This is a genomic window from Methylorubrum salsuginis, assembly GCF_900114375.1.
GTDB classification, from domain to species: Bacteria; Pseudomonadota; Alphaproteobacteria; order Rhizobiales; family Beijerinckiaceae; genus Methylobacterium; species Methylobacterium salsuginis.
Genome location: NZ_FOSV01000001.1, coordinates 590,341 through 603,207 on the forward strand (window position 1 = coordinate 590,341; position 12,867 = coordinate 603,207).

The 12,867-nt window shown below is 68.7% G+C and carries 11 protein-coding genes; 3 read left to right on the forward strand and 8 right to left on the reverse strand.

The annotated features are described in order from the left end of the window. Nucleotides 1-5: 5 nt before the first annotated feature. The 5 genes from BM140_RS02665 to BM140_RS02685 all read right to left on the reverse strand — a co-directional run bounded on the left by BM140_RS02665 (nucleotide 6) and on the right by BM140_RS02685 (nucleotide 3,497). Nucleotides 6-680: a heme-binding protein gene (locus BM140_RS02665; protein ID WP_244535256.1), complete on the reverse strand. Its 675-nt coding sequence runs from the start codon at nucleotides 678-680 to the stop codon at nucleotides 6-8. A gap of 352 nt (nucleotides 681-1,032) precedes the next feature. Then, a complete protein-coding gene (locus BM140_RS02670; protein ID WP_091941645.1) occupies nucleotides 1,033-1,911 on the reverse strand; it encodes a type II secretion system minor pseudopilin in 879 nt (292 codons plus the stop codon). Nucleotides 1,912-1,913: 2 nt separating this feature from the next. Further along, nucleotides 1,914-2,687, reverse strand: a complete 774-nt coding sequence (locus BM140_RS02675; protein ID WP_091941647.1) for a hypothetical protein — start codon at nucleotides 2,685-2,687, stop codon at nucleotides 1,914-1,916. After that, nucleotides 2,684-3,145, reverse strand: a complete 462-nt coding sequence (locus tag BM140_RS02680; protein ID WP_091941649.1) for a prepilin-type N-terminal cleavage/methylation domain-containing protein — start codon at nucleotides 3,143-3,145, stop codon at nucleotides 2,684-2,686. Before BM140_RS02680 ends, BM140_RS02675 begins: the two co-directional genes overlap by 4 nt. A 13-nt stretch (nucleotides 3,146-3,158) precedes the next feature. Beyond that, nucleotides 3,159-3,497, reverse strand: coding sequence for a hypothetical protein (locus BM140_RS02685; RefSeq protein WP_131803726.1), 339 nt, complete (start codon nucleotides 3,495-3,497; stop codon nucleotides 3,159-3,161). 351 nt (nucleotides 3,498-3,848) lie between these two features. Between BM140_RS02685 and BM140_RS02690 the strand changes: the two genes are divergently transcribed. Continuing rightward, a complete protein-coding gene (locus BM140_RS02690) occupies nucleotides 3,849-7,079 on the forward strand; it encodes an efflux RND transporter permease subunit (RefSeq protein ID WP_091941653.1) in 3,231 nt (1,076 codons plus the stop codon). After that, complete coding sequence (locus tag BM140_RS02695) at nucleotides 7,072-8,400, forward strand: efflux RND transporter periplasmic adaptor subunit (protein WP_091941655.1); 1,329 nt, start codon at nucleotides 7,072-7,074, stop codon at nucleotides 8,398-8,400. Before BM140_RS02690 ends, BM140_RS02695 begins: the two co-directional genes overlap by 8 nt. Before the next feature lie 63 nt (nucleotides 8,401-8,463). Here the strand turns inward: BM140_RS02695 and BM140_RS02700 are convergent, their stop codons facing one another. The 3 genes from BM140_RS02700 to BM140_RS02710 all read right to left on the reverse strand — a co-directional run bounded on the left by BM140_RS02700 (nucleotide 8,464) and on the right by BM140_RS02710 (nucleotide 11,866). Beyond that, entirely contained in the window at nucleotides 8,464-9,684 is a 1,221-nt protein-coding gene (locus tag BM140_RS02700) for an MFS transporter (RefSeq protein WP_091941762.1), read from the reverse strand. A 74-nt stretch (nucleotides 9,685-9,758) separates the two neighbouring features. Next, complete coding sequence (locus BM140_RS02705; RefSeq protein ID WP_091941657.1) at nucleotides 9,759-10,247, reverse strand: hypothetical protein; 489 nt, start codon at nucleotides 10,245-10,247, stop codon at nucleotides 9,759-9,761. 230 nt (nucleotides 10,248-10,477) lie between these two features. Next, nucleotides 10,478-11,866 carry a Hint domain-containing protein gene (locus BM140_RS02710; RefSeq protein WP_165616377.1) on the reverse strand — a complete coding sequence of 463 codons (1,389 nt, stop codon included), beginning with the start codon at nucleotides 11,864-11,866 and terminating at the stop codon, nucleotides 10,478-10,480. A 641-nt stretch (nucleotides 11,867-12,507) separates the two neighbouring features. Here BM140_RS02710 and BM140_RS02715 point away from each other — a divergent pair. Then, nucleotides 12,508-12,867 (forward strand): phage tail protein (locus tag BM140_RS02715; RefSeq protein WP_207549416.1); only part of this gene is annotated, 360 nt, incomplete at its 3' end.

Below are 12,867 nucleotides of genomic sequence, written 5' to 3' on the forward strand. Positions count from 1 at the left end.
ACCGCTCAGTTCGTCGCGGTCTGGCCCTGCGTCCCCGCATCGTTCGGGCAGCGCGGGTGGCCGCCGGTGGTCGGGGTCGCGCTCGAGGTCAGGGTGATCGTGTCGGTCTGGGCAGACGGCGTGAGCTTCAGCGAAGTCCGGATGCGCCAGGCCACCGAATGGTCGGCACAGGCCGTGTCGCCCGATACGCCGACCGCGCCGACTCTGAGGTAACCCTTGTACAGGGCAATACCGCCACCAAAGGTGATCGTGCCACCGATCCGCTTGCCGATCATCGGATCCTGATCCGTGCCGAAGCGGCTGACGTCGCCGTTAAAGGCGGATGTCGAGTCGAGCACGTTGCCTCCTTCGAGGCCGAACAGCGGATTTCCGCCGCTCGGGCTCGGCTGGACGAAGCCGTAGAGCTGTGCCGTCGAGAGCGGGCCCTTCGGCGCGTCCAGGCTCAATCCGTTCGCGGTGAACGCCTTGGCCGCAGCGATCTGGCGGCTCAGCAGCCATTGTGAGTAAACGCCCGTACCCGAGTAGGCGACAGCGCAGACGAGGCCCGATCTGTTTACGACAACGGCCCAATAATCGTTGTTGAAGCCCGTCGAATCGGCCGCTGCCGCGTCGGTTACGGCTTTCTTCAACTCACCATAGCTGACTGGGCAGCCCTCCTGGGCCTGCACGGAGCCCGCCATGAGGCTTCCTGCAACGAGAGCGCCGACGATGACTGCGCCGTTCCTGATTCTATGTCCGATGCCCTGCATGATCTCACCCCTTGCTCAATACCGAGGTTTTGACTCCGCGACTCGTTTCGAGTCCGAAGCGGGGAAAATCTATCATGATTGAGTATATTCAAAAATAAAAAAGGACGATCTCCATCCTCAGATTGAAAAATATGTTATTCGATGATGAGATAGTTGCAAATATGTCACATGAATAGCTGAAAATACGGCTGAATAATAGTACTCAAGGCCCAGGCTTGGAGTTCGCCCCTGCCGGGTCAATCTGCTTCGCGACGGCCGTCACGTATCGTCGGCGGGCTGCCGTCTATCCCGACCATTCCACGACGAAGTACGGCGCAAGCTTGGCCGGCGCGCGGGTGATCACCGCCTCGGCCCGGCGCAGCGCGCCTGCGCCGCGGCGCGCCTCCAGGCGGACGCGGTGGGCACCCCCGCCCTTGGTCGCGACGACATCCCCCTGCGCCTTCAAGAGCGGCAGGATGCGGTCCGGTCCGTCGGGGCGGCGGCGCAGGGCGAGGATCTGCTGGGCCAGCGGAGCCTGCATGCCGGGCAGCGCCAGCAGGACGGCCAGGGGGGCGCTCGTCACGTCGACCTTGCCGCCGGGATTGTTGACGGTGACGAGCCCGGCCAAGGCCTCGGCCTCCGCGGCGGTGATGCCGGGCAGCCAGCGCAACTCGCCGATGCTGCGAAACCCCTCGCGGCGATGCAGGCGGGCGTTGCCGTCGGGTGGGCGAAGCGCGGCGCCGAGATGGGCCGGCCCGTCCTTCGGCTCGTAGCGGTCCCGCCATGCCACGACCCGCGCGGCAAATGCCTCCGGCCGAAGGCTGCGCCCGCCGACCGCCTGATAGGTCGAGGCGAGCAGGATCGGCGCGGCGCCGTTGAGGTCGATCCGCCCGGCCTCGTCGGTGACCGAGAGGGTGACCGTGCCGGCATCGAGCCGGATCTCCTGGCCGTCGATGAGCGCCGGAGGGAGTTTCAGCCCGTAGAGTTCATAGGCCGCGAGATCGAGCCCGGCCCGCACCAGCCCGTCGAGGGCGAGATCGTCGGACTTCGCCTGCACGCCCTCGAAGGCGGCGCGTACCAGCACTGTGGTGCCGCCGAGCAGGCTCGCCAGCAGGGCCATGACGCCGAGCACCGCCACGAGGATGAAGCCGTCGCGCCTGCCTCTCCGGGGTGACGCGCGCATGGTCAGTTCCGCCTCTGGGAGGCGGCGCGCTCTTGCGTCACCGCGTTGAGGATGGCGCCGACCGCCGCGTCGTCGTCGGCCCCGCCCTCCTCGGTGCGGCTGCAATAATGCGTCCGGGCGCGCACGCAGCCGGGCTCGCCCTCGGCCCGCACCGGCACCCGCAGGGCGGAGGCGACGTCGCCGCTCGCCGGATCGGCGAGGCCGACCCGCACCGCGACCGGCGGCGGGCCGACCTGCGGCCACGCATCGACGATCAACTCCGGTGTCGTGTCGGTGGGCGGCGCCACGTAGGCGAAGCGGATGCGGGCTGGGCCTTCGTAAAGCACCCGCTCCGGGCCGAAGGCCAGCGCGTCGGGGCCGTACAGGCCCGGCACCAGCGGGGCCTCGGCGCGGGTCACGCGCCCGCCCGTCCCGCTCCCTTCGCTGCGCAGCAGCACCGCCACGGTCTCGGGGAGCGGGCCGCCGTCGGCGGCGGGCCGGTCGAGGGCGAAGAGCAGGCGCCAGGGCTCGCCCGCGAAGACGAAGCGTTCCCGCTCCGACCCGTCCCAGCGGGCCCGCGCCATCCGGCCGAGATCGCGCGACAGGGCGGACAGCCCCTGCTCGGCCTGCTCCAGCCGCGTGGTGCGCTCGGCCACCGCATCGGCTTGGCGCAGCATCAGGCGGGTGAGCGAGCCGAGAGCGAGCAGGATCGCCGCGCTGATCGCCAGCACCGCCAGCGCCTCGACCATGAGGAAGCCGCCGCGCCGGTCGCGGCGCGGATTGCGCGGGGCCCTCATGAGCGGCCCTCGTCGAGATCGACCGCCGCGGTCAGGCCGTCGATGCGCACCGCGAGCAGGTTGCCCGAGCCGGGACGGGCCAGAAAGATTTCGCCGCCGGTGGCGGTGCCGTCGGGGAAGAAGCGCACGCCGCCCGCGAGTCCCTCCGAGACCCGCACCGCGATCCGCGGCGGCAGCGCCACGGCGCGCGGCGAGGCGCCGGAGCGCAGGGTCCGCTCGACGAGATCGACGCGGGCCAGCACCGGCACCCCGCCGGCGCGCGCCGCGTCCCGGTCGGCCCGCAGCAGCGCCATCACCTCGTAGGCCTTGATCCGCAGCGAGGTGGCGCCGTCGCGGGGCGATCCGCGGGGAAGCGCCAGCGTCGCCACGAGCCCGATCAGCGCCAGCGCCAGCACCGTCTCCAATAGGGTGAAGCCGGCCTGCGGGCGAAGCGAGCGGGGGGCGGGGGCGGTGCGCATCGCGAACGGCGCCTCAGGGCTCGGCTGCGGCGGAGCGCGGCGGCGCGAAGCGGCGCAGATCGACCGGCCACCCGCCCTCCCCGGTCTCGGCGACCGGGCGGTCGATCGCCTCGGGCGTGCCGAGCGTGAGGGTGCGGCTGCGCCCGGCCCCCTTGGGCGCGCGGATCACCGCATCGGCCTCGGGGCGTCCCGCCCCACCGCCGCGCAGGGGCCGGGCGGAAAAGTCCATCCCGACCTCGCGCCCCGACAGGCCGGCGCGCGGCAGCGTCTGCGCGAAACAGGGGAGCACGAGCGCGACCGATCCGGAGCCTAGACCGAACAGGGCGATCAGTATCGGCCGCGGGAGGATCATCGAGGCGAATCCGATGAGCGAAGCTTCACCGCTATAGGACAGGCCGGCAACACCGTCCATGCACGGTGAAGCTTCCCGCCCGAATTTATTCGGCGTGGGATTTTCGCAACGCTCCGGGAAATCAGTGCAAATCCCCCGAATGGGGGATGCGGACGCTCGCGAAGCCGCCGTTCTACAGTCTTCGGGCCGAGTCGGAGGCTTGGCGCCCTCCCCGGCAAGGATGAATCCCGCTGCGGCATCGCGGCGCGCCGCTGTTGCGCTCCGTATCCGGACATAGAACGGAAACATGGCCGGGCTCTGTGTGCCGCCCGGCTTCGCCCCATCCCAAGGCCGTGCATTCGAAGGGCGCGCATGGGTCTCGTTCAGTACGCGCTCAAGTTCCGCATCACGACCTACGTGCTCGCCGTGCTGATGATGCTCGGCGGCGTGGGCGCGGTCGTGGTCACCCCGAAGGACGTGCTGCCCACCGTCGACATCCCCGTCGTCGTCGTGGTCTGGACCTATACGGGTCTCTCCGCGCCCGAGATGGAGAAGCGGATCACGACCTATTCCGAGTTCGGAATCTCCAACAACGTCAACAACATCGCCCGGATGGAATCGACCAGCCTGCAAGGCACGTCGATCATGAAGATCTATTTCGACCCCTCGGTCAGCATCGATCTCGCCATCGCCCAGATCGTCTCGTCCACGAACTCGATCCGCGCCCTGATGCCGCCGGGCGTGCAGCCGCCGGTGATCGTGCGCTTCTCCGCCTCCTCGGTGCCGGTGATCCAGCTCGCGCTGACCTCGACCAAGGACAGCCTCAACAAGGTCTACGACTACGCGCAGTACCGTATCCGCCAGCGCCTGACGCAGGTGCCGGGCTCGACGCTCCCCTCCCCGTTCGGGGGTGCACCGCGTCAGATCATGGTCGATCTCGACCTGCATGCCCTGCGCGCGCTCGGCCTGACGCCGCTGGATGTCACCAACGCCGTCACCCAGCAGAACCTGACGATCCCCTCGGGGCTGACCAAGATCGGCGAGCAGCAATATCCGGTGCAGATGAACGCGACGCCGGACGCGATCGCGAGCCTCAACGAGATGCCGATCCGGGTCGTCGGCGGGCAGCCGGTGCTGGTGCGTGACGTGGCCTATGTCCGCGATGGCGGCCCGCCGCAGGTCAACATCGTGCGGGCCGACGGGGCCGCCTCGGTGCTGATGCGCGTGCTCAAGAACGGCACCGCCTCGACGCTCGACGTCGTCAACAACCTCAAGGCGGCTTTGCCCGACATCCGCGCGGCGGCCCCCGAGGGGATGGAGATCAAGCCGCTGTTCGACCAGTCGGTCTTCGTCTCGGCCGCCATCGAGGGCGTGCTGCACGAAGCCGCCATCGCTGCGGCGCTGACGGGGCTCACGATCCTGCTCTTCCTCGGCTCGTGGCGCTCGACGCTGATCGTGCTGGTCTCGATCCCGCTCTGCATCATGACCTCGCTGGCGATCCTCGCCGCGCTCGGTCAGACCATCAACGTGATGACGCTTGGCGGGCTGGCGCTCGCGGTCGGCATCCTCGTGGACGACGCGACGGTCGCGATCGAGAACACCTACCGCCTGTTCGAGGAGGGGCGCCCGTTCCGCAACTCGGTGGTCGAGGGCGCGGCCGGCATCGCCAAGCCGGCCCTGATCTCGACGCTGTCGATCTGCGCCGCCTTCGTCTCGGTCTTCGCGCTCACCGATACCCCCAAATACCTGTTCACGCCCCAGGCGCTCGCGGTCGTGTTCGCGATGCTGACCTCCTACCTGCTGTCGCGCACGCTCGTCCCGGTGATGATCGACGTGCTGGTGGAGCGCGAATACCTCCAGCATCACGGGCAGGAGGCGCCGCGTTCGGGCCGCATCGCGCGCGCCGCGACGTGGCTGACGCGGCCCCTCTTCTGGCTCGCGGGCGGCTTCCGCCGCCGGTTTGAGGCGTGGTTCACGGGCTTCCACCGCGGCTATGTCGGGCTGCTGCACGTGGTGCTGCGCCGCCGGTTCGCGACGCTGACGCTGGTGGGCCTGCTGTTTGCCGGCACCGGCGTGCTGTTCGTCCGGACCGGGCAGGACTACTTCCCGCAGGTCGAATCGAGCCAGATGACGCTCCACCTGCGCACCCGCGCCGGCATGCGCATCGAGACCGCCGAGCAGGTCTTCGCCGAGGTGCAGAAGGTGGTGCGCGAGGTGATCCCCGCCGAAGAGATCGGGCAGATCCTCGACAATATCGGCCTGCCGTCGAACAACTACAACTTCGCCTTCTCCGACGGCTCATTCGTGTCATACAACGACGGGCAGATGCTGATTGACCTGAAGGAAGGCCACGGTCCGGTCTCGGACTACATGCGCCGCCTGCGCGAGGTGCTGCACGAGCGCTTCCCCGACCTGACGGTCTACTTCCAGCCCTCGGACATCATCACCCAGATCCTCAATTTCGGCGTCATCTCGCAGATCGACGTGCAGGTCTCCGGCCGCAACACCGAGAAGGATCTGGCCGCCGCCCGCCGTATCGAGGCGCGGCTCAAAGCCATGCCCGGCCTCGTCGATGTCCATCTCCACCAGATCGTCGACGTGCCGCAATTCTACATCGACGTGGACCGGCGCCTCGCTTCCGAGCTCGGCCTGACGCAGCAGCAGGTGGCCCAGAGCCTCAACGTCTCGCTGTCGGGCTCCTTCCAGGTGACGCCGAACTTCTGGACCGATCCGAAGACCGGCATCCCCTATCAGCTCTGGGTGCAGACCCCGGAATACCGCAACGATTCGCTCACCGCGCTCCAGAACACCCCGCTCTTCGCCCGCGCCTCCATGACCGGCGGGTTCGGGCCGGGCGCGCTGACGCTGCTTTCCAGCGTGGCCACCATCACCCGCCAGCCGACCCAGACGGTGATCAACCACGTCAACACGCAGCCGACCTTCAACGTCTACGCCGCGGTGCAGGACCGCGACCTCGGCTCGGTGGCCCGCGAGATCGACAAGATCGTCCAGGAAGAACAGAAGGCGCTGCCGGCGCCCGACAAGATCACCGTGCGCGGCCAGATCGAGAACATGCGCTCGGCCTTCTTCCGCCTCGGCATCGGGCTCGGCATCGCGCTCGTCGCCGTCTACCTGCTTATGGCGGTGAACTATCAGAGTTGGGGCGACCCCTTCGTGGTGCTGGCGGCGCTGCCCGTCGCGTTTTGCGGCATCGTCGCGGCCCTGTTCATCACCAACACGGCGTTCTCGATCCCCTCGCTGTTCGGGGCGATCATGTCGGTCGGCATCGCCTCGGCCAACTCGATCCTGCTCGTCACCTTCGCCAAGGAGCACCGCGAGGCCACCGGCTGCTCGGCGCACGAGGCCGCCATCGCCGCGGGCGAGACGCGGCTTCGCCCGGTGCTGATGACCGCGGGCGCGATGTTCCTCGGGCTCATCCCGATGGCGCTCGGCACCGGCGAGGGCGGCGAGCAGAATGCGGCGCTCGCCCGCGCCGTTATGGGCGGCATCGCGCTCGGCACCCCCGCGACGCTGCTGTTCGTGCCGTTCCTCTACACCCTGCTGCGCCGCGGCGAGGTCAAGCCGCTTCAGGATTATGTATGATGTCCGCGACCAAGGTGGCGCGAAGCCGCAACCCCAGGATCGGCCGGTGAGCCAGCCCCAGAAGACGTCCTCCGGCGACATCCCGCCGCCCCCGCGCAAGCGCGGCTTCCTTCTGGCCGCCCTCGTCGCCGCGGGGCTGATCGCCTGGGGGGCGCACGGCCATTCCGAGCGCGCGGCCCGCGCCGAGGAAACGCAGCGGCGCCAGAACACGTTCGTGCCGAAACTCCGCACGGTCGAGGCCAAGCGCCTCGAAGGCCCCGTCTCGCTGACCCTGCCGGGCCAGACCGAGCCCTTCGCCACCGCGCGCATCTTCGCCCGCGCCACCGGCTACATCGCCGAGCGCCGGATCGATCTCGGCTCCCGCGTCAAGAAGGGCGACGTGCTCCTGCGCATCGCCGCCCCTGATCTCGACCAGCAGCTCGCCCAAGCCGAGGCGCAGCTCGGCCAGCTCCAGGCGCAATTGCTCCGCGCCAAGGCCATGGTCGATCAGGCGAAAGCCAACGTGAACCTCGCCCAGGTGACGAACTCGCGCACCTCGACGCTCGCCGGACAGGGCTGGGCCTCGAAGCAGAACGCCGACAACACCCAGGCCGGGGTGCTGTCGCAGGCCGCCAACCTCGCCTCGGCCGAGGCCGACGTGAAGGTCGCCGAGGCCAACATCAAGGCGCAGGAGGCGACCGTCGGCCGGCTCAAGGCGCTGACCGGGTTCGAGACCGTCACCGCCCCCTTCGACGGCGTGGTCACGGCCCGCAACGTCGATGTCGGCGACCTCGTCCAGGCCGATGCGGGCTCCGGCACGCCGCTCCTGTCGATGGACCGGGACGACGTGCTGCGTATCTCGGTCAACGTCCCGCAGAACGCCGCCATCGGCGTCGGGCCGGGTGTGGCCGCCGAGATCAAGGTGCCGCAGATGCCCGGCCGCACCTTCACCGGCAAGGTCGAGCGCTCCTCGGTGGCGCTGCTCGCCTCCTCCCGCACGCTCACGACCCAAGTCGACGTGCCGAACCCCGACCGGGTGCTGCGCCCCGGCCTCTACGTCTACGTCACGCTGGCGATTCCCCGCACCGGCGCCCCGACGGTGGCGGTGCCGGCCGAGGCGCTCGTGTTCAACCAGGGCGGCACCCGCGTGGCGCTCGCCCGCGACGATGACACGGCCACCTGGGCCAACGTCCACATCGCCCGCGACAAGGGCACGAGTGTCGAGGTCGATCAGGGGCTGTCAGGTGGCGAGCGCCTGATCCTCAGCCCCCCCGCCGACCTCAAGGAAGGCGGCCGTATCGCGCCCCAGCCGGACAAGCCGACGCATTCGGCGCAGAAGTGATTTTTTTTCGTCGTCTCATCCTGAAAGCGGCCGTGCGCCCTCCGTCGCGACCGGTGCGAGGCGTCAGCTGCGGAATTCGCCGTCTCGAGGCTGCCGCCCGAGCCGGGCGGCGAGCAGGCCGGTGAGGACGAGGAGCAGCCCGACCGCGGCGAGCGCCGCGTCGAAGCGGCCGGTGGCGTCCTTGATCCAGCCCATCAGCGACGGACCGACGAATCCGCCGACGCTGCCCACCGCGTTGACCAGGGCGATGCCGCCCGCCGCCGCCCGGCCGCGCAGCAGCGCCGTCGGCAGCGTCCAGAAGGTCGGGAGCGCGGCGAACACACCCATGGCGGCGGCGCTCAGCGCCAGGATCGAGACGAGCGGGTGTGAGGCTTGGCTCGCGACGGCCAGCGCCAGCCCGGCCGCGATTGCCGGGCCGCCGGTGTGCCACGCGCGCTCGCCGGTCGCGTCCGAGCGGCGGGTCCAGGGCACCATCACGGCCGCGGCCGCGAGATAGGGCAAAGCGGCGACGAAGCCGGTGGCGAGGGGCTTCAGGCCGAAGCCGGAGACGATCTGCGGCAGCCACATCCCGACGGCGTAGAGCCCGGTGCTGAGCCCGAAATAGACGAGCGCCAGCCCGAGGAGGCGCGGCTGGAGCAGGGCCGCCGACAGGGGACGCCGCGCCTCCGCCGGTCGGGGATCGGCGGCGAGTTGCGCCGCGAGGGCGGCGCGCTCCTGCGGCGTCAGCCAATCGGCCTGGGCCGGGCGATCGGTCAGGACGATGAGGGCGAAGAACCCGAGCACGAGGCTCGGGACCGCCTCGATCAGGTAGAGCCATTGCCAGCCGGCGAGGCCCGCAACCCCGTCGGCGGCGGTGAGGATCAGGCCCGAGACCGGCCCGCCGAAGGCCGCCGAGAGCGGCACCGCCACCATGAAGGTGCCGACGATCCGGGCCCGCTCCGCGGCCGGAAACCACTGGGTGAGGTAGAGGATGATGCCGGGGAAGAATCCGGCTTCCGCCAGCCCCAGGGCGAGGCGCAGGCCGTAGAACGAGGCCTCGCCCGCGGCGAAGGCGGTGGCGCCGGAGATCAGCGACCACGTCACCATGATCCGCGCGATCCAGAGCCGCGCGCCGACCCGCTCCAGGATGAGGTTGCTCGGCACCTCGAAGGCGACGTAGCCGAGGAAGAACAGGCCGGCGCCGAAGCCGTAGGCGGAGGCCGACAGGCCGAGGTCGCGGTTCATCGTGAGCGCGGCGAAGCTCACGTTGACCCGGTCGAGATAGGCGCAGAAGTAGCACAGCATCAGGAACGGCAGCAGCCGCCGCGCAGCCTTCCGGCGGGCGGCGGCTGCGGCGTCCGGGTTCGAGGAGGCGAGGCTCACGCGTCCCGGTCGTCGGGTTGCGCGTCGTCGTCGTCCTCGTGCTCGTCCTGCGGCGTGTCCGGGGCGGGGCGCGGGCCGGTGACGGCGGTGACGAAGTCGCCCTTGCGCAGGGCCTCGCCGCTCGACACCATCACGCTGAGATAGGAGGCGAGCGTGTTGGGCGCGACATCCGGCAGGCGCCGGGCGATCTCGGCCTGGGACAGGCCGGTCGGCCCCGCGCTCTCCAGCAAGGCCCGCAGCCGGCCCTTGGCGGAATTCGCCCGCGGCCCGCGGCTGCCGCGCCCGCGGCCCGCACGGGGGACGCCGTCCTCCATCGCCGCCACGGTCTCGGGCAACGGCGTGCCCTCCACGATGGCGGCGAGCGAACGCTCGGCAAGCCGCAACTTGGCGAGTTCCTCCGAGATCCGGTCGTACTCGCCCTGAAGATCGGCCAAGCGACGACGGATGTCGGTCAGCGTGGTCGCCAGCATGTCTCCTTCGCTCATCGACGGACTCAACTCCTGATACGGTCCGCCCCTCTCAGTCATGGCGGGGCGCGCAGGTCAATTCTTCCCGGCGGCGGGAGAGCGGATATCGCCGGGTCTTGCACAAGGGGAGGCCACCGCAAGGGGTGTGAATGGCGAGGGCCCGGCCGCCTTCTCCCGAAGGAGAGGCGGCCGGGCCCCGGATCGTCGAGCCCGGATCGTCGAGCCCGGATCGTGGGGGCCCGCGTCGGTCAGGCGCGGCGGCGGAAGGCGGCGAGCTCGACGACGGTCTCCTGGGGAGCGACCCAGCGCGGCAGGGCCGGGGCGGCCAGAGACACCCGCAGGAACATCGTGCCGCGGCAACCCTCCCACAGGGAGGCCGGGAGCGGGGTCACGCCGTCGGTCCAGCGCCAGAGCGCCGCGCCGTCGGTGTCCAGCGGGTGGAGGCCGGTCTCGAGCCGGGCGTCGTCGAGGTCGATCGCCCGCGCGCCGGTCAGGCCGTCGTCGATCGTCAGCCCGGCGAGGCAGACGCCGAGGCGCCGGTCGTCGCTCGTGCCCGGACGGACATGGGCCGGGACGCTGACCTCGCTGACGAGGCGCACGTCGCGGGCCTCGGCCGGCAGGATGAAGCGGGCGACGAGGCCGTCGGTGTCGGGGTGGATCGTCTGCCCGTCGACGACGAGGTGGAGGTCGGCCATCGGCGCCTCGACGAGGCGCCAGCCCAGTGCCCCGGCGCGGGCCTGAAGGCGGGCGCGCACGGCCTCGACCAGCGCGCCGTCCTCGTGGAACGGGCGGCAGAAGTCGGCGGTGGTGCGGCCGGCCGGCGCGTCCGGCCCGAGGCCGATGCTGGCGACCTCGAAGAAGGCGCGGTTGCCCATGTCGAGATAGCTCTCGGCGGGCAGGCCCTCGGCCAGCAGGATGTCGTGGCTCTCCAGCTCGACGTGCCAGTAGGTGACCTCGGCGACCTCGACCTGCGCCACCGTGGTGCCGTTGACGAGGCGGATCGCCGGGATCAGCACCTCGCCGAGCAGGTCGACGCAGATGGCGTGGCCGGGCGAGACCAGGAGGTCGCGGGCCGGGCGGCCCTCGCCGAAGGCGTGCGCGGCGATGCGCACCGGCAGCAGGCGGGCCCGGTCGACGGCGTGGCGGCACGCGACCTTGGTATGGCCGATCCAGCGGATGGGCCGCTCTTCGCCGGAGGCGGTGACGACGCGGTCGCCGATCTGCAACGCCTCGACCGTCACGTCCCCGCGAACCGTCCGGATCGTCGTGCCCGAGGCAAAGCAGGGCGCGCTCGAGCTTTGGAGCGTCATGTTCTGGTCGGTGGGATCCGAATTGTCGTAGTAGAAGTCCTGAGAACTGTTTTTTGAGAACACCCGCTCGTCGGCACCGCCTTGCGTGCTGAAGGCCAGGCCCCGATTGTCGATACCGTAGAAGCTGTACGAGCCGTTGCCGGAACTATTGCTGAGCCAGATGACGTTATTGTATGCTTGGTCGACAACTCCACCATTGGAGTCGTTATCAAGGGTGTTGGGCGAACTGGTAGTGTTGTTCGACGCCAGCGGGCCGGTGATGGTCCGTCCGTTGAACGTGCCGCTGATGTTCGTCACGCGGTAGCCTGAGAAGGTTCCGTTATCCACCGTATACGATCTCGGGTTGTCCTCTGTGGTCACCGTGATCGAGGTGTTAGCCGGCTCGGTAAATACGTAGTTGAAAGTTCTTGCCATGAAAAATGCCCCTGAAAATTCGATGCATCGACGCTAAGATTTTGAGCGCCTTGCATTAGAAAAATCATATCAGGATACGAGGTGGCGGATAGGTCCCTTTTGGGCTGCTAAACCACAATACGCGATGATGTTGCGTGGGAGACACAATCCGAGGTTGGGCTAGCAATTGATAAGGCCCTTGGTGCTCTGGACGCCTGCAACCAGGGTGACAAAGCGTGGGGGATGTGCCCTTATCGGCCGCGTTCCAGGCAATTCGGAGTATGTAAAGATCTTTTCTTCCGCTTTCGTCGCTGTGTCGGGGATTTTGATGTTGGACACGTCTTGATCCTCGACGATCGAAGTGTCTCTACTTTCCGTGCGGATGAGGACAGGTGGTGGACTCAATTTTCTAGAGTGAATAATCTGGATGAGCCTTGTAATTTGCGTGGTTGCATGATGAAACCGTATTGGCATCGGTGTATAGGGCTTGAGTGCCGATACGTCCGCGCACAATGCTCTGATAATTGCTATTTTGCTCGCAAGTGCTGTTAAGCTAGTATCAATGGGAGGATAAATTGGAAGCTTTCGTTGGAACGATCCTGCCAGTCGCGTTCGATTTCCCGCCGCAAGGCTGGCTCCTCTGTAATGGTGCGTTGTTGAACATCAATCAATACAATGCATTGTATGCTCTGCTGGGAACTCGCTACGGCGGCAATGGCACGACGACGTTCGCTCTTCCGAACCTGCAGGGACGTGTGCCGATCAATCAGGGACAGCTGGCTGGCGGTGCGAACTATCCCATCGGATCGGCCGGTGGTGTCGAGACCGTCACGTTGAATACGCAGCAGATGCCGCTCCACACGCACGCGATGACCGTCGATGGGTCGCCGGGAAAAACTTCCGTACCATCTGGGAACTACTTTGCTCAGACCCAA

What these genes read in the sequence shown, in the direction of transcription:
- BM140_RS02695 (WP_091941655.1), top strand. Translation starts at nt 7,072, where the DNA reads ATGTATGATGTCCGCGACCAAGGTGGCGCGAAGCCGCAACCCCAGGAT.
- BM140_RS02675 (WP_091941647.1), bottom strand. Translation starts at nt 2,687, where the DNA reads ATGAGGGCCCCGCGCAATCCGCGCCGCGACCGGCGCGGCGGCTTCCTC.
- BM140_RS02705 (WP_091941657.1), bottom strand. Translation starts at nt 10,247, where the DNA reads ATGAGCGAAGGAGACATGCTGGCGACCACGCTGACCGACATCCGTCGT.
- BM140_RS02685 (WP_131803726.1), bottom strand. Translation starts at nt 3,497, where the DNA reads ATGATCCTCCCGCGGCCGATACTGATCGCCCTGTTCGGTCTAGGCTCC.
- BM140_RS02690 (WP_091941653.1), top strand. Translation starts at nt 3,849, where the DNA reads ATGGGTCTCGTTCAGTACGCGCTCAAGTTCCGCATCACGACCTACGTG.
- BM140_RS02670 (WP_091941645.1), bottom strand. Translation starts at nt 1,911, where the DNA reads ATGCGCGCGTCACCCCGGAGAGGCAGGCGCGACGGCTTCATCCTCGTG.
- BM140_RS02665 (WP_244535256.1), bottom strand. Translation starts at nt 680, where the DNA reads ATGGCGGGCTCCGTGCAGGCCCAGGAGGGCTGCCCAGTCAGCTATGGT.
- BM140_RS02680 (WP_091941649.1), bottom strand. Translation starts at nt 3,145, where the DNA reads ATGCGCACCGCCCCCGCCCCCCGCTCGCTTCGCCCGCAGGCCGGCTTC.
- BM140_RS02700 (WP_091941762.1), bottom strand. Translation starts at nt 9,684, where the DNA reads ATGCTGTGCTACTTCTGCGCCTATCTCGACCGGGTCAACGTGAGCTTC.